Source organism: Sphingobium sp. EP60837 (assembly GCF_001658005.1).
In the GTDB taxonomy this organism is placed as follows: domain Bacteria; phylum Pseudomonadota; class Alphaproteobacteria; order Sphingomonadales; family Sphingomonadaceae; genus Sphingobium; species Sphingobium tyrosinilyticum.
The window spans coordinates 977,704-993,410 of the sequence record NZ_CP015986.1 but is presented as its reverse complement, the minus strand read 5'-3'; the positions used below and the strand labels follow the sequence as shown (position 1 = coordinate 993,410).

Genomic DNA, 15,707 nt, shown 5'->3' with positions numbered 1-15,707 from the left:
GCTTGTCGATGCCCCTGCCTTAGTTGGAAGGAAGGTAAGGGGCATCGACAGGCTCAGTCCTGATAGCGCAAACCATCAAGATCTTCCGGCCGGTTGATATTGGGCAGCACGATATCCGCCCGGTCCACGATCTGCGCGCCGATCCGCTCCAGCCACCCATAGATGGAGCGGTTATTCTCTTCGGCCAGGTGCGCGTCCAGCTCTCCCGCCAGCGAAGCGGGCCAGAACCCGGCAAGTTGCTGCCCCTTCAGCACCGCCGCGCCATCTGCGGTCAGCGCCTCCGCCAGCGCGGCCGGATAGACCGGCATGTCGCACCCGATCGTTAGCACCCCGTCAAAGCCCTGGCCTGCCGCATGATGCAGCGCCGCGTTCAGCCCGCCCAGCGGCCCCATGTCTGGGGCAGGCCGATCGGGTAGGCCCGTCACCCCCTCCATCGCCCGGCCGCAAACCACCACCGCCTCCACATGCGGCGCAATCGCCGCCATCGCATGCTCCAGCAGGATGCGCCCGTCCGGCATCACGGCCAGCGCCTTGTCGCTCCCGAACCGGCTGGATCGCCCACCGGCTAGCACCGCGCCCAGCAATCGCATCGATCCACTCCTTGGCAGAACCTCTGCTTTCCCCTATGGCGCGGCGCGTGAGCGGGCAACCGCTGACATAAGAAGATCGCGCCGGTGCCCATTGGGCTTGAAAGGGAATGCGGTGCGGATAGCGTGGCTATCCAATTCCGCGGCTGTCCCTGCAACTGTAAGCGGCGAGCGCGATGCACTGTGGAACCCGCCGTCTTCAAAGGGGAGGCGATGGGGGCCAGCCACTGGGCCAGACGGCCCGGGAAGGCCGTGCATCGCTGCCTTGACCCGCGAGCCAGGAGACCTGCCAGCGCATGGTCGCTCTTGTCCAGGATCCAGGGATAGGTCCGGGCACGGTGTTTTCCGTCTGAGCGACGCGAAGCGGCGGGGGCCGCATCGGTGCGCGGGGCGGGGCGCTGGCGTCTGTCCTTACCGCGTGTCCGGCCGTTTGCGCGGAGACCCTCGCCCAAGAGTCGCCTGACGCTCAGGGAAGACGAACATGTTCAAGACCGGAATTTCACTGCTGGCGCTTCTCGCCGCCACCCCCGCGCTCGCAGGGGATAATGACGAGATCATCGTCACCGCGCTCGGCATCGAGCAGCCTCGCGATGAAGTCGGCCAGGCCGTCACCGTAATCGACGCACAGACCATCGAAACGCGCCAGTCGGTCAGCATCGCCGACCTGCTGATCACGACGCCGGGCGTACGGTTCAACCGTGCTGATGTGGTGGGCGGGGTTACGGGTATCTCGATCCGCGGCGCGGAAACGACGCAAACGCTGGTGCTGCTCGACGGCGTCAAGGTCAACGACCCCAGCGGCATCGGCGATCTCTATGACTTCGGCAATCTCCTGACCGGCAACATCCGCCGAGTCGAGATACTGCGCGGCTCCAACTCGGTCGTCTATGGCAGCCAGGCGATTGGCGGTGTCGTCAACATCATGACCGGCGAGCCTGCCGAAGGCTTCGGCGGCAGCGCCTCGATCGACTATGGCTATGCCGACACGCTGAACGCCAAAGCCGATGTGTCCGGCAGCAGCGGCATCGCGTCGGGCGGCGTGGGCGTCGCTTATTTTCGCACTGACGGCATTTCCGCCGCCCAGGGCGGCACGGAAAAGGACGGCTATGAGAATATCGCCACCCACGCCAAGCTGAAGCTCGCCTTCACCAACAATCTCAGCCTCGATTTGCGCGGCTATTATATCCACGCCGATCTCGACACCGACATCTTCTTCGGCGCGCCGATGGAGTCGACGGACAGCAGCAAGCTGAACCAATATGTCGGCTATGCGGGCATCAACCTCGCCCTGTTCGACGGCAAGCTGACCCAGCGGGGCGCCGTCACCTGGCTTCGTAACGATCGCGACTATTTCTCGCCCTTCGGGGATTATGGCTATTCGGGCACCAACCTTCGCTTCGAATATGAGGGCGTCTATCAGCCCATTGATCAGGCCAAGCTGGTCTTCGGCTATGAGCATGAGCGGCCGGATTATGATTTCTACGGCTTCGGCAGCGGCGGCGCCAAGGCGAATATCGACAGCGTCTATGCCCTCGCCGTCGTGAAGCCCTTCACCGGCCTCTCGCTCACCGGCGGCGTGCGCCACGACGATCACAGCCAGTTCGGCGGTGCGACCACGCTCGGCGCCAACGCCAATTACACGCCCAATGCTGGCCGCACCAACATCCGCGCCAGCTATGGCGAAGGCTTCAAGGCGCCATCGCTCTATCAACTTTATGATGGCTTCAACGGCAATCCCGCCCTTCGGCCCGAAAAGTCGAAGAGCTACGACATCGGTTTCGATCATAGCGTCGTGGGCGGCCGCGCGATGATCTCCGTCACCGCCTTCCGCCGCGACACACGCGACCAGCTCTATTTCGACGGCTTCATCCTGCCCTTCGGTCAATATATCAACCTGACCCGGACCCGGGCCAAGGGTGTTGAGGCCGCCGTCACGCTGAAGCCCGTCGATGCGCTCACCGTCACGGCTGCCTACAGCTATATCGACGCGATCGACCGGTCGGAAGGCGGCATCAACGAAGGCAAGCTGTTGCCCCGCCGTGCCAAGAATGCGGTGAGCGTCTCGGCCGACTATGTCTGGTCCTTCGGCCTGTCGATGGGCGCTACGCTGACCATGGTGGGCGACAGCTTCAACGACGCTGCCAATACGCAGCGACTTGACGGCTATGCTCTGCTGGGCGTCCGTACATCCTTCCCGATCAACGAACATCTCGAGATTTACGGCCGCATCGACAATCTCGCCGATGAAGAATACTCGACGGTCTATGGTTACAACACCTATGGCCGCTCGGCCTTTGGCGGCGTGCGTGTCCGCTTCTAAAGCCTGGCGAGAGGGGCTGGCGTGAGCCTCAGCCCCTCAATTCTGCGCAACGGTGACCTGCGCCACGATACTGCGCGCGGCCTCCACATAGGCGGGGCCGCCGCACACCGTCCACGCCTGCGGAACGCGGATGCGGGGGATGGAACGCAGCGCCGGATGGTGCAGCATCTCCGTTCCCTGATCGACGACATTCTCGCTGCCGCTCTCGACGATCAGCCAATCGGGCCTTGCCGCGATCATCTCCTCCAGCGGTACCTGGGCAAGCGAGGCTTTGCCCAGCTTCCCCGCCAGATTGACGAGCCCCGCGCGCCGGATCAGTTCATCGACCAGCGTACCCGTCCCGGTCATATAGCCGCGCCGCTGATAATAGGCTGCGACCCCGCCGCGTCCAGCCTGAGGCAGCGGGGCAAGATCGCGATCCATGCGCCGGATCAGCGCCTCCCCGCGCTCGCGATGTCCGACCGCCGCGGCGACCTCACGAATTTGGGCCCGGATCGTGACCAGACTGTCCGCACTGGCCAGCCCCAGCGTTCGCCACTGGCCCGGCGGGGCGCCGACCACGCTTCCCGCACCATCGGGAAGGCCGATCAAAAGATCGGGCCGCATCGCCAGCACCTCCTCGGCGGGGCGGCGGAGCGTGCGAAACCGGCGCGCCTTCGCCACCGCTGCCGACAGTTCCGGATCATGGCCATAGGGGCTGAGGGCGACGATCTGCCGGGGATCGGCAAGCGCCAGCACATATTGATCCGCGCAGGTGTTGAGCGACACGATCCGCTTGGGAGCAGGGGCGGCCGCACCCGTCAGCCCCAGCACACAGAGCGCCGCGATGATAGTCCTGCCTCGCATCCTGTCGCGTCCCCCACGGTGTCGCGAAGCTCTACCAAGCACCTGCAAGGACGCAAGCCATGACCGCCCGGCGTCATCCGCTGCTGATGCCCGCGCTCATCGCGCTCACGCTTGTGGCCGCGCTCGGCTCGCTCACGCTGGGCGCTGTCCCGCTGTCGCTCCCGCGCATCCTGGCCGTCCTTGGTGGAGGGGGCGACGAGATCGCCCGCGCTATCCTCATCGACCTGCGCCTGCCCCGCATGCTGCTCGGCCTGATCGTTGGCGCCATGCTCGGGCTCGCTGGCGCATCGCTCCAGGGCTATCTGCGCAACCCGCTCGCGGAGCCATCGGTGCTGGGCGCATCCAACGCCGCAGCCTTGGGGGCCGTCTGTGCCCTCTATTTCGGCCTCGCGCAACTGCATCCCGCCATTCTCCCGCTGCTCGCCATCACCACCAGCCTCATTGCGATCACCGCACTGTTCCTGCTCGCGGGTCCTTCGGAAAGCCCCTTGACGCTCATCCTCGCGGGCATCGCCGTCGCGACATTGACGGGGGCGGGGATCAGCCTGTCGCTCAATCTCTCGCCCAATCCTTTCGCGGCGATGGAGATCATGAGCTGGCTGATGGGCAGCCTGGAAAATCGCAGCTACGCCCATGTCTGGATTGCGCTTCCCTGTGTCCTCATCGGCGCGGCGCTGCTCATCGCCGATGGTCGCACCCTTGACGCGCTGACACTGGGGGAGGAGGGGGCGCAGGCCCTTGGCGCGGACCTAGGCAAGGCGCGCCTGCGCATCATGCTGGGCGTTGCGATCGGCGTCGGCGGCGCGGTCGCCGTGTCGGGCGCGATCGGCTTTGTCGGCCTCATCGTCCCGCATCTCGTCCGCCCGCTAACCGACCGCTCGCCCTCCGCCGTCCTGCTTCCGTCGCTGCTGGGCGGGGCGGCGCTGCTGACGCTGGCCGACATCGGCGTGCGCCTGATCCCGACCAGCAGCGAACTCAAGCTCGGGGTCCTCACCGCGCTGCTGGGCGTCCCGGTCTTCCTTGTCCATCTGATGCGGGAACGGCGGCTATGGTGACGATCCGTGCGCAGGATATTTCCGTCCGCCTCGGCCGCCATCCGGCAGTCGATGGCGTCACCCTTGCGCTGGAGCCCGGCCAGCTGGTCGGCATCATCGGTCCCAATGGCGCGGGCAAATCGACGCTGATTCGCGCCCTGCTCGGCCTGACGAAGCTCGTCGGCGGCGAAATCGAGATTGATGGCAGCCCCGCGGCGCGCCTCTCGCGCCAGGAGATCGCCCGCCGCATTGCCTATCTGCCGCAGGGACAGACGCTGCACTGGCCGTTGCTGGTGGAAAGGCTGGTCGCGCTAGGCCGCATGCCTCATCTCGGGCCGCTCTCCCGCCTGTCTCCCCACGACGAAGCGTTGGTCGATGCCGCTCTCGCCCGCGCCGACGTCCTTCATTTGAAAGGCCGTGTGGCCACCGAATTGTCAGGCGGCGAACGCGCTCGCGTCCTCCTTGCCCGCGCGCTCGCGGTCGGTGCGCCCGGCCTGATCGCCGATGAACCGCTCGCCGCGCTCGATCCGGGGCATCAGATCGATGTCATGGACCTGTTGAAGGCTGAAGCAAGCGCGGGATCCCTGGTCGTCACGGTGCTCCATGATCTCGGGATGGCCGCACGGTATTGCGACCGCCTGCTGCTGATGGACAAGGGCAAGCTCGTGGCCGATGGCGCGCCGCTGGAGGTGTTGACCGAGCAAAGCCTCGCCGAGGTTTATGGCATTTCCGCTTGCATCGAACCGGATCGCGACTTGCCCCTGATCCTGCCGACGGGACGGATCAAGGACTAGCACTATCTCGTTCGTCCTGAGCCTGTCGAAGTGCGCCACTTTTCCCAAAAGAAAGGGGGGCCTCGACAGGCTCCGTCCGAGCGGAGAAAGAGTTCCTACTCGCTAAATGCCTTGGGCGCCGCCGCCACGACCGTATAGGTCCCAGCGCCAACCTCCGACACCTCCAGCGCCCGTTCGGCCACGCCACTGCGCCCGAACCGGAACGCGCCGTCGATCCCCGAGAAGCCGCCCGGATCGCGCAGCCTCGCCGCCGGGAACGTCGTGCCAGGCTTCCAATCGCGTGCGATTCGCACTGTCAGCAGCACCGCGTCATAGCCAAGCGCCGACAGTCGGAAAGGCGAGCTGCCGTAGCGCGCGCGATATTTGCCCGCGAGTTGGCCATAGAGCCCGTCCGACACGCTGGCGAACCACGCGCCGCGCAGCACCGGGCTCGCCGCGAGGCTATTGTCGGTATTCCATAGTTCTGTTCCCAACAGCCGCGCACCCGCACCGCCATTTTTCCGCACGATCGGCGCGATCTGCAACGCTACGCGGCCGCTATCCGCGATCAGTAGCGCGTCATAGCTGGACGATGCCTGCAGCTTCTTCACCGCCGCCGTTATCGACGCCGCCGACCTGTCGAAGGTCTGCATCGACACCACCGTGCCGCCCGTCTGCTCCACCGCGCGCAGCAGCGCCGTGCCGGACCGCTCGCCATAGACGCCCTTGGGCACCAGGGCGCCGAATTTCGACAGACCCTTTCCCCGCGCGAACTCCACGACCCGCTCGATCGACTGGTTGGGATTGTAGCCCATGATATAAACGCCGTTCCCGGCGACGCTCACATCATTGGAAAAGCTGATCACCGGCACATTCGCGCGCGATGCGATAGGGCCGATGATCCGCGCATCCTCCGCCAGAAGTGGACCCAGGATCAAACGATTGCCCTCGGCCAGCGCCTTGTTGACCGCAGCCGCCGCGCCGAGCCCTGTGTCATAGGTGGTGATGCGCACCCGGTCCGCCCTGGTGTCCAGCAGCGCCAGCGTCGTCGCATTTGCGATCGATTGGCCGACGCCTGCATTGGGCCCGCTTAGCGGCACCAGCAGCGCGACGCGATGCCGCATCGAGTCGGTGGGCAGCCCTTGGGTTACGTCGGGGCTGCTGGGCACAGGTTCGCCGGGTGCCGGTCTGGGGCCGCGCGGCACGACCGTTTGACAGGCTGCGGCCAGCAACGCGGTCGCCGCGAACAAAATGCGTGCACCGCGTTTCAGGGCCGCGAACATGTCCGCTTGCCGGAGGGCATCCGTCTCTGTCATCTGGCGTCCTTATGGAAACTCAATCTTCTGGGCTGGAACCCGGGCTTTACATCGTTGCGGGGCCGATCGGCAACCTTGGAGACCTTAGCCCTCGCGCGGCGGAAGTCCTGCGCCTTGCCGATGTGGTTGCCGTGGAAGATACACGGGTCAGCGCACGTCTGTTGCGCCACGCGGGCTCGGATCGACCGATGGTCCCCTATCACGACCATAGCGCGGAAGGGGTCCGCCTGCGCCTGATCGAGCGGATGGCGAGCGAATCGGTCGCGCTTCTCTCCGACGCCGGAACGCCGCTCATATCAGATCCGGGCTACAAGCTGGTCCGTGACGCCCGCGCCGCCGGGCGCAGGATCATAACGCTTCCCGGCCCCAGCGCCGCCATCGCCGCGCTCACGCTTTCAGGTCTTCCCACCGACCGCTTCCTCTTCATGGGCTTCCCGCCTGCCAAGCAGAAGGCGCGCGCCGACACCTTCGCCGAAGTCGCCGCCCTGCGCGCAACGCTCATCTTCTACGAAAGCGGCCCGCGCCTTTCCGAAAGCCTTGCCGCCATGGCTGAAGGGTTGGGCGATCGCGAAGCCGCCGTATCGCGAGAGATCAGCAAGGCGTTCGAGGAAACGCAGACCGGAACCCTGTCGGAACTCTCCGCCCGCTATGCCGACGCACCCCCCAAAGGTGAGATCGTCGTCATAGTCGGCCCGCCCGGCGAAGCGCCCCGGGCCAGCGCCGAAGACGCCGACGCTGCCCTAATCGAAGCCATGGAGCGCCTGCCCGTCTCCAAGGCCGCCGGCGAAGTTGCGAAGAAGCTCGGCCTCGACCGCCGCGCCCTTTACACCCGCGCCATGGAGCTCAAGGGGTGAAGCGTCAGCAGGCGGAAAAGCGCGGACGCCAAGCGGAGCGCCTTGCGGGCTGGTGGCTGCGGCTAAAGGGCTGGCAGATCGTCGGCCGCCGCCTGCGCACGCCTGCGGGCGAAGTGGACCTCGTCGCCCGGCGCGGCTCCATGCTCGCCTTCGTGGAGGTCAAGGCCCGCGCGACCGGCACCGATCTCGACCTCGCCATCGACGAACGCCGCCTTCGCGCGTCGCCGCGGCGGCCGAAATGCTCTTCTATGACCTTGCCAAGCCCGGTGACGACATGCGGATCGACGTGATCCTCCTTGCACCGGGCCGCCCGCCGCGCCATCTGGCGAATGTCTGGCATGGGGGGTAACTCAAACCTCCGTTCGCCCTGAGCGGACCCTGAGCTTGTCGAAGGGTCGTATCGACGGGTGAGTGCATGGCAGTGCTTCGATACTGGACTTCGACAGGCTCGGTCCTACTCAGCACGAACGGATTTGGAAGGAAGCGTATCGGATGACCCAACTCAACCCTCTGACCGTGGCCGTGCAGATGGACCCGATGGAAGGGATCAACATCAAGGGCGATTCGACCTTCCACATCATGCTGGCGGGGCAGGCGAGGGGGCATCGGCTCTACCATTATCTCGCGCCCGACCTTACCTATCGCGACGGCCGCGTGCTGGCGAAGGCGCGGCCGGTGAAGGTGCAGAAGGTGGAGGGCGACCATTTCGCCTTCGGGGAAACCGAACTGCTCGACCTTGGTCGCGACGTCGATGTCGTGCTGATGCGCCAGGACCCGCCCTTCGACCTCAGCTATATTACCGCCACCCATCTGCTCGAACGAGTGCAGGCCGAAACGCTGGTGGTGAATGACCCCGGCTCAGTCCGCAACGCGCCCGAAAAGCTGTTCGTTCTAGACTATGCGCGCTTCATGCCGCCCACCATGATCACCCGCGACCTTGCCGAGGTGAAAAGCTTCCTTGCCGAACATGGCGAAGTCGTCGTGAAGCCGCTTTATGGCAACGCAGGCAACGCCGTCTTCCATGTCGGCCAGTCCGGCGCGAACCTCTCCGCGCTGGTGGAACTGTTCAACGCGTCATGGGTCGAACCTTTCATGGTCCAGGCCTTCATTCCCGGCGTCGCGCAGGGCGACAAGCGCATCGTCCTTGTCGATGGCGAAATCGCGGGCGCGATCAACCGTATCCCCGGCGCGGGTGAGATTCGATCGAACTTGGCAGTCGGCGGGTCGGCGGCGAAGACCGAACTCACGGATCGCGAACTGGAAATCTGCGCCGCCATGGGCCCGGAACTCAAGCGCCGTGGCCTGCTGTTCGTAGGCATCGACGTGATCGGCGGTGAATGGCTGACGGAGATCAACGTGACTTCGCCCACCGGCATCGTCTCGATCGACGCCTTCAATGGCACCGACACGGGCGGCATGATCTGGGATGCGATCGACGCCCGCCTCGCTGCACGAGCGGCCGCTTGAACGGTCACCGTCATCTCAGCGTAGGCTGGTATTTCGTGTCTCAAGCTGTGTCCGCAGGAGATTCCAGTTACCGCTGGAATGACGGGAAGTGACAGACTGGGTCCTGCGCCTGATCGATGCGGGCGGCTATTGGGGCATCTTCGCCCTGATGGTCATCGAAAATGTCTTCCCGCCCATTCCGTCCGAACTCATCATGGGTATCGGCGGCATCCGGGTAGGGCAGGGCCGCATGGCGATGGAATGGCTGCTGCTTGTCGGCACGCTGGGCACGACCGTGGGCAACTATTTCTGGTATCTGGTCGGACATATACTGGGCTTTGCGCGCCTGAAGCCCCTGGTAGATCGCTATGGCCGCTGGGCGACGCTGGAATGGAGGGATGTGGAGGCCCTCGACCATATATTCGGCAAATATGGTCAGGTGGTCGTCTTCGTTTTCCGCTTCCTGCCCGCTTTCCGCACCATGATCTCGCTGCCCGCAGGCTTGTTCCGGATGGGACATTTCAAATTCCTCGCCTGGACCGCCGGTGGCGCGCTGATCTGGAATATCATCCTTGCCTATGCCGGCTATATTCTCGGCCAGAATTTTCGGGACATCGACAAATATGTAGGGCCAGTCGCCACAGCCTGCGTCGTGGGCGCGGTTATCTTCTATCTCTGGCGTCTCTTCACCTGGAAGCCGCGCGGCTAGCATCCTGCGCCCTATTCTGGCTGAACTTGTGGAAGCCCCCTACCTTTTCTTCAAGATAGGGAAGCCTTTCGACAGTCAACCGAGACCAGTGGCCTTGAACAGGGCGAAGGGACGTATGAGTGATCCTGATTTAGCATGATACTCTAAGCCCGCGGATGCGCGTTGCGATACACATCCAGCAGATGCGCCGCATCCACCTGCGTATAGATCTGCGTCGATGACAGGCTGGCATGGCCCAGCAATTCCTGCAGTGATCGCAGGTCCGCCCCGCGCCCCAGCAGATGCGTCGCGAAACTGTGCCGGAGCGCATGCGGCGTGGTCCGCTCCGAAAGCCCCAGCCGTCCCCGCGCGCCTTGCACCGCTCGGCGCAGGATGGCCGCCGACAGCGGGCCGCCCCGCGTGCCCCTGAACAACGGAGCCGCCCGCTCCATCGGCCAGGGACAGGTCGCTACATAGGTTTCGATCGCGCTTCGCACCTGGGGCAGCAGAGGCACGATGCGCGCCTTCCCCCGCTTGCCGGTAACGTGCAAGGTTTCACCCAGCGGCAGTACATCGCCCAGCAGCCCCATCGCCTCGCCGATTCGCAGTCCGGCGCCATAGAGGAGCAGCAGCACCGCCCAGTCGCGCGCGCCGATCCATTTTTCCCGCGCCGTCTCGGCAATATCCTCCGCCAGCGCTACGGCCTCGTCAGGTGACACGGGCCGGGGCAATCCGCGTTTCACCTTCGGTCCCTTCAGCAGCGGCACCCGCGCCTCCTCGCCGCCCGTGAACTTCAGGAAGCCACGCACCGCCGATAATTCGCGCGCTGCGGACACATTGCCGATGCCGTCCATCCGCCGCGCCGTCAGGAAAGCGCGCAGATCCGCCTGATCGATCTTCCCCAGCAACTCCGTCGTAATCGCTTCCCCGCGATGCTCCCCCAGAAAAGCGATCAACCGCTCGGCCGTTGCCACATAGGCGCGCACCGTATGGGTCGAGCGCCTCCGATCCAACGCCAGATGACAGCGCCATGTTTCCACAAGATCATTCAATGTTCGGCTCTCCACCTCCGTTCGTGTCGAGCGAAGTCAAGACACGGTAAGCCCATGCTTCTCGACTTCGCTCGAAGCGAACGGCGGGATGACAGTAAGGCAGGCGCGTCCCAAACGGAATCCCCTCATCCCGACGCCCTTGAAAATCCCCCCGAAATGGGCACATGGGACGCATGGCCACCGCTCATGACCCCGATATGCCGACCGGCGCGCTTCGGCAGATTTCGCCGCGCGTGGGCCGTGTGCTCGCGCCCAACCCGTCGCACTTCACTTATACGGGGACGCAGACCTATCTTGTGGGCACCACGGACCTGGCGGTGATCGATCCGGGCCCCGATGACGCGGAGCATATCGCCGCCCTGTTGTCCGCCATAGATGGCCGCCCGGTCCGCGCGATCCTGTGCACTCACACGCATCGCGACCACAGCCCGGCCGCCCGGCCGCTGGCCGACCTGACCGGCGCCCCGATCATCGGCTGTGCGCCGCTGACGCTGGAAGATGATGGTCCCCGCGCCGACGCCGCGTTCGACGCCACCTACCAGCCCGACCGCATCCTGGGCGATGGCGAACAGGTGGCGGGAGAGGGCTGGACGCTCGAAGCCGTCGCGACGCCGGGCCACACCTCCAACCATCTCTGCTTCGCCTTGGTGGAGGAGGGCGCGCTGCTCACCGGCGATCATGTCATGGGCTGGTCGACCAGCGTCATCTCGCCGCCCGATGGTGACATGGCCGATTATATGCGTTCGATGCAGCGCCTGCTCGACCGGGAAGATGCCGTCTATTATCCCGCCCATGGCGATGCCGTGGATAATCCCCGGCGGCTGGTGCGCGGCATGATGGGGCACCGCAAGCAGCGCGAGGGACAGATAGTGCGCTTCCTGGAGCGCAACGGCGCCTCGCACATACCCGACATGGTGGCGGAGATGTACAAGGGCGTCGATCCGCGGCTTCACCCCGCCGCGGGGCGCTCTGTCCTCGCACATTTGATCGACCTCGATGGGCGGGGTATCGCCGCCGCCATCGGGGATGGCAGGTGGCAGCTGCGCTGAACGAGGATCAACAGATGCTGGCCAATTGGCGCAACGCCCGCTAGGGGCGCGCTGCAATGGGCCGTGAGGAGTAGGGATATGAACGCCATCACCGGAATCCCGCAGGGGATCGACCTGCGCGCGGAGATCGACCGGCTGCGTAAGGAACGCAACGCCGTCATCCTCGGTCACTATTATCAGAAGCCTGAAATTCAGGACCTGTCCGATTTCGTCGGCGACTCCTTGGAACTGTCGCGCAAGGCAGCGGAAACCAACGCGGATGTCATCGCCTTCTGCGGCGTGCGCTTCATGGCGGAAACCGCAAAGATTCTTTCTCCCGAAAAGATCGTCGTCCTGCCCGATATGGACGCTGGCTGTTCACTGGAGGACAGCTGCCCGCCCGCGCAGTTTAAGGCGTTTCGCGAGGCGCATCCCGATCACATTGCCTTGAGCTACATCAACTGCTCGGCGGAGGTGAAGGCGCTCTCCGACATCATCGTAACCTCCTCGTCGGCGGAAACGATCCTGAGCCAGATCCCCAAGGACCAGAAGATCATCTTCGGCCCGGACAAGCATCTCGGCGGCTATCTCATGCGTAAGTTCGACCGGGACATGCTGCTCTGGCCCGGCGTCTGCATCGTCCATGAGGCGTTCAGCGAGACTGAGCTGCTGAAGCTCAAGGCGCAGCATCCCGACGCGCCGGTCGCCGCGCACCCGGAATGCCCGCCCTACATCGTCGACCATGCCGATTATGTCGGCTCGACCAGCGGCATCCTGCAATATGCCAAGACGATGACCGGCGACACGTTGATCGTCGCCACCGAACCGCACATCATCCACCAGATGGAGAAGGCGGTTCCCGAAAAGACCTTCATTGGTGCGCCGGGCGCGGACGGCAACTGCAACTGCAATGTCTGTCCCTATATGGCGCTCAACACGATGGAGAAGCTCTACCTGGCGCTGCGCGACCTACAGCCGCGTATCGAAATGGATGAGCAACTCCGCCTCGCCGCCAAGAAAAGCCTCGACCGCATGCTTGAAATGGCGAGCGGTACGATAGGGAAAGGCGACGTCGGCAACCGCTGATCGGGCGGAAGGGCGGGGTCAGCCCCCGCCCGTCTCCGCCACCATCTCGCGTACCACTTCTTCCAGCTGATCCAGCCCGGAATTCGTCCCAGCCTCGAACCCCTGACCCAGATAATCGTCCCGCATCGCCTTGCTTTCAAAGACGGTATGATGCGTCAGCAGCGTGCGCCCTTCAGCATCCTCGGCCAAGCTGACCGTCGTCACCATCACCGGCGATCCGGGCGCCTCGAAGCTGTTGTCGTAGCGGATGCGCTGGTTGGGCACGATCTCCAGATAGGTCCCGCCAAAGGGCGGCCCCAATTCGCCCTTGTCGCTCGTCATCTGGAACCGGAAGTGCCCGCGCACCCGGAAATCCATCTCGCATGTGCTGAGCGGCCAGCCGACCGGACCGAACCAGCGTTTTACATGCACCGGATCGGCATGAGCCGCGAAGACCAGATGGGCAGGGGCATCGATCAGGCGGGTGATGGTAATTTCGCGGATAGATTCGGGTTCCTCGCTCATGCCGGGTCTCCGCTGATCGTCCGGACTTAGCCTCGACCCACTCAGAGGGACTGTCAACCGCCCGGCGACTGTGCCACATCGCTCGGCCATGCGCGCTGATTCTCCTGTCTTTTCACTCCCCGGCTTCGACCTCGACGCCTTCATCGCCTCCACCCTGGCCGAGGATCTCGGTCCCGACGGCCGCGACGTCACCAGCGAAGCGGTGATTCCCGCCGACGCGATCTTTGACGGGGTGATGGACAGCCGCGACGCGGTGACGCTCGCCGGGCTGCCTATCGCCGCCGCCTTTTTCCGCGCGCTCGACCCGCAGGTGGAGATCGAGCTGCTGAAAGAGGATGGCGACAGCGTCGCTGCCGGCACCGACATCATGCGCATCCGGGGCAAGGCCCGTGCGATGCTTACGGCCGAGCGGTCGGCACTCAACACCGTCCAGCACCTTACGGGCATCGCCACCATGACTCGCGCCTATGTCGATGCCATCCTCGGCACCGGCGCCACGCTGCTCGACACGCGCAAGACCATCCCGGGCCTGCGCATGCTTGAGAAATATGCGACTCGGCAAGGCGGCGCGACCAATCACCGCATGGGCCTGTGGGACGCGGCGATGATCAAGGACAATCATGTCGCCGTCGCCGGATCGGTCGAGGAAGCGGTCCGCCGCGCCGCCGCCGCCGGGATCGAGAGGATCATCGTCGAAGTCGATCGCATCGACCAGATCGAACCGGCGCTTGCCGCCGGAGCTACGCACCTCCTGCTCGATAATATGGACGCGCCCACCCTGCGCGGTGCGGTCACCCTTGTGGGCGGCCGCGTGCCGACCGAAGCATCGGGCGGCGTCACGCTCCAGACCATCCGCGCCAAGGCGGAAACCGGCGTCACCTATATCAGCGTTGGCCGCCTCACCCAGTCCGCGCCCGCCGCCGACATCGGCCTGGACTTCGCCTTTGCATAAAGCCCTTGCGGCAGTCCTGCTGCTGGCCGCGCCCGGCACCGCCCTGGCGCAGGCGGCCGGGTGCAGCCTGCCCGCGCAGATCCCGCGCCCGCGCCTGGAACTGCCCGACAATGGCGAACCGCGCCGTCTCCTTCCCATCGGCGGCTATACGCTGGCGCTTAGCTGGTCGCCCCAATATTGCGCTACCGCCCGGGGGAGCAGCAGCGTCTTCCAATGCGGCGGCCGCAACGGCCGGTTCGGCTTTGTCCTGCATGGTTTGTGGCCCGAAGGGGTCGGGAAGGACTGGCCGCAATACTGCCGCGCCACCGATCTGCTCTCGCGCCAGGTGATCCGCCAGAATCTCTGCACGACGCCCTCCGCCCAGCTGCTCCAGCATGAATGGGCCAAGCATGGGAGCTGCATGACAACCAAGCCGGACCTGTATTTCAACCTAGCCCGCGCCCTTTACGACTCGATCCGCTATCCCGATATGAACGCGCTCGCGCGCCGCGACACGCTGACCGCAGGACAGTTCGCCGCCGCCTTCGCCCATGCGAACCCCGCTCTCAAACCGGAGATGATGCTGGTCCGAACCACGCGCGGAAATCTAAGCGAGCTCTGGCTGTGCATGGACCGCACGATGGAATTCGCCCGCTGCCCCGCCCGGCAGCGCGGCGTGAAAGCCAGCAGCCGCCTGCGGATCGAGCCCGGTCCGGCCTTTGCCCGCTTGCAACGGCCTATGCCAATTCCGGCCCGCCGCCCCGCGCTGATCCTGAACCTCGATCCCAACGCGCAAGCACCGGCAAATTAGTCTCTAACCCTCGATCGTGACGGTCGATGGATGATGCTTGTCCAGATGCCTCCGAATGATCCGCAGATTCTTCGTATTGGACTTGAAAAGGAAGTCGAACACATCGCCTGCAAGGGGGATCGCCCCCACCAGCGTGTCGAACCCGACATTCGCGGCCATGCGCGCCAATTGCCATTTCGGCATGCCCAGATTGCGTGCTTCCCAAACGATCCACGCGCCCATCGCGGCGGTCGCCAAATCGCCCACCACCGGGATCAGCCCGACCAGGCTGTCCAGCCCCACGCGCCGGTTGGTGCCGGGGATGACGAACAGCCCCTCCAGCATCGCCTCCATCGCCTCTATCCGCCGCCGGATCGAGGCGGGATCACGGCTAAAGCCCGGCATATCACGTACCATGCGATCGAACTGGTCTTGCGAAAACGCCATTCTGC

16 protein-coding genes, 1 pseudogene and 1 riboswitch are annotated in these 15,707 nt (G+C 64.9%); of the genes and pseudogenes, 11 read left to right on the top strand and 6 right to left on the bottom strand.

The window, feature by feature from the left end; genetic code table 11:
- Positions 1-53 precede the first annotated feature (53 nt).
- Positions 54-590, bottom strand: a complete 537-nt coding sequence (mobA, locus tag EP837_RS04860; protein ID WP_066524941.1) for a molybdenum cofactor guanylyltransferase — start codon at positions 588-590, stop codon at positions 54-56.
- Between the two features lie 65 nt (positions 591-655).
- Positions 656-895, top strand: a riboswitch (cobalamin riboswitch).
- 173 nt (positions 896-1,068) lie between these two features.
- On the opposite strand from mobA, the gene EP837_RS04855 reads away from it, so the two are divergent.
- Complete coding sequence (locus tag EP837_RS04855) at positions 1,069-2,907, top strand: TonB-dependent receptor plug domain-containing protein (RefSeq protein ID WP_066524939.1); 1,839 nt, start codon at positions 1,069-1,071, stop codon at positions 2,905-2,907.
- Positions 2,908-2,943: 36 nt separating this feature from the next.
- Here EP837_RS04855 and EP837_RS04850 read toward each other — a convergent pair whose 3' ends face one another.
- Positions 2,944-3,753: an ABC transporter substrate-binding protein gene (locus tag EP837_RS04850; protein ID WP_066524936.1), complete on the bottom strand. Its 810-nt coding sequence runs from the start codon at positions 3,751-3,753 to the stop codon at positions 2,944-2,946.
- Between the two features lie 59 nt (positions 3,754-3,812).
- Between EP837_RS04850 and EP837_RS04845 the strand changes: the two genes are divergently transcribed.
- Together EP837_RS04845 and EP837_RS04840 are read left to right on the top strand one after the other, a co-directional pair.
- Positions 3,813-4,808, top strand: a complete 996-nt coding sequence (locus tag EP837_RS04845; protein ID WP_066524934.1) for a FecCD family ABC transporter permease — start codon at positions 3,813-3,815, stop codon at positions 4,806-4,808.
- Entirely contained in the window at positions 4,802-5,581 is a 780-nt protein-coding gene (locus EP837_RS04840; protein WP_066524932.1) for an ABC transporter ATP-binding protein, read from the top strand. The genes EP837_RS04845 and EP837_RS04840 overlap by 7 nt, the downstream gene beginning before the upstream one ends.
- Before the next feature lie 95 nt (positions 5,582-5,676).
- Here EP837_RS04840 and EP837_RS04835 read toward each other — a convergent pair whose 3' ends face one another.
- Positions 5,677-6,876 carry a penicillin-binding protein activator gene (locus EP837_RS04835; protein WP_066524930.1) on the bottom strand — a complete coding sequence of 400 codons (1,200 nt, stop codon included), beginning with the start codon at positions 6,874-6,876 and terminating at the stop codon, positions 5,677-5,679.
- An 11-nt stretch (positions 6,877-6,887) separates the two neighbouring features.
- On the opposite strand from EP837_RS04835, the gene rsmI reads away from it, so the two are divergent.
- The 4 genes and pseudogenes from rsmI (at position 6,888) to EP837_RS04815 (ending at position 9,885) form a co-directional block, all read left to right on the top strand.
- Positions 6,888-7,730, top strand: coding sequence for a 16S rRNA (cytidine(1402)-2'-O)-methyltransferase (gene rsmI / locus EP837_RS04830; protein ID WP_066524928.1), 843 nt, complete (start codon positions 6,888-6,890; stop codon positions 7,728-7,730).
- Positions 7,727-8,079: pseudogene (locus EP837_RS04825) on the top strand (YraN family protein). Before rsmI ends, EP837_RS04825 begins: the two are co-directional and overlap by 4 nt.
- Before the next feature lie 143 nt (positions 8,080-8,222).
- On the top strand, positions 8,223-9,197 hold the full coding sequence (gene gshB / locus EP837_RS04820) for a glutathione synthase (protein ID WP_066524926.1): 975 nt from the start codon (positions 8,223-8,225) through the stop codon (positions 9,195-9,197).
- An 88-nt stretch (positions 9,198-9,285) separates the two neighbouring features.
- On the top strand, positions 9,286-9,885 hold the full coding sequence (locus tag EP837_RS04815; protein WP_066524924.1) for a DedA family protein: 600 nt from the start codon (positions 9,286-9,288) through the stop codon (positions 9,883-9,885).
- Between the two features lie 143 nt (positions 9,886-10,028).
- Here the strand turns inward: EP837_RS04815 and EP837_RS04810 are convergent, their stop codons facing one another.
- A complete protein-coding gene (locus EP837_RS04810; RefSeq protein WP_066524922.1) occupies positions 10,029-10,916 on the bottom strand; it encodes a tyrosine recombinase XerC in 888 nt (295 codons plus the stop codon).
- 173 nt (positions 10,917-11,089) lie between these two features.
- Here EP837_RS04810 and EP837_RS04805 point away from each other — a divergent pair, with 173 nt between their 5' ends.
- Positions 11,090-11,965, top strand: coding sequence for an MBL fold metallo-hydrolase (locus EP837_RS04805; RefSeq protein WP_066528713.1), 876 nt, complete (start codon positions 11,090-11,092; stop codon positions 11,963-11,965).
- Between the two features lie 78 nt (positions 11,966-12,043).
- Positions 12,044-13,030 carry a quinolinate synthase NadA gene (gene nadA / locus EP837_RS04800; protein ID WP_066524920.1) on the top strand — a complete coding sequence of 329 codons (987 nt, stop codon included), beginning with the start codon at positions 12,044-12,046 and terminating at the stop codon, positions 13,028-13,030.
- Positions 13,031-13,048: 18 nt separating this feature from the next.
- Here the strand turns inward: nadA and EP837_RS04795 are convergent, their stop codons facing one another.
- Positions 13,049-13,534 (bottom strand): SRPBCC domain-containing protein, encoded by a 486-nt coding sequence (locus EP837_RS04795; protein ID WP_066524917.1) that lies wholly within the window; start codon positions 13,532-13,534, stop codon positions 13,049-13,051.
- Positions 13,535-13,622: 88 nt separating this feature from the next.
- Here EP837_RS04795 and nadC point away from each other — a divergent pair, with 88 nt between their 5' ends.
- Together nadC and EP837_RS04785 are read left to right on the top strand one after the other, a co-directional pair.
- The gene (gene nadC, locus EP837_RS04790) at positions 13,623-14,486 is read left to right on the top strand and encodes a carboxylating nicotinate-nucleotide diphosphorylase (RefSeq protein WP_066524915.1); all 864 of its coding nucleotides are present in this window, start codon (positions 13,623-13,625) and stop codon (positions 14,484-14,486) included.
- Entirely contained in the window at positions 14,479-15,276 is a 798-nt protein-coding gene (locus EP837_RS04785) for a ribonuclease T2 family protein (RefSeq protein ID WP_066524914.1), read from the top strand. Before nadC ends, EP837_RS04785 begins: the two co-directional genes overlap by 8 nt.
- Positions 15,277-15,279: 3 nt before the next feature.
- Here EP837_RS04785 and EP837_RS04780 read toward each other — a convergent pair whose 3' ends face one another.
- On the bottom strand, positions 15,280-15,702 hold the full coding sequence (locus tag EP837_RS04780; protein WP_066524911.1) for a DUF4112 domain-containing protein: 423 nt from the start codon (positions 15,700-15,702) through the stop codon (positions 15,280-15,282).
- Between the last annotated feature and the right edge of the window lie 5 nt (positions 15,703-15,707).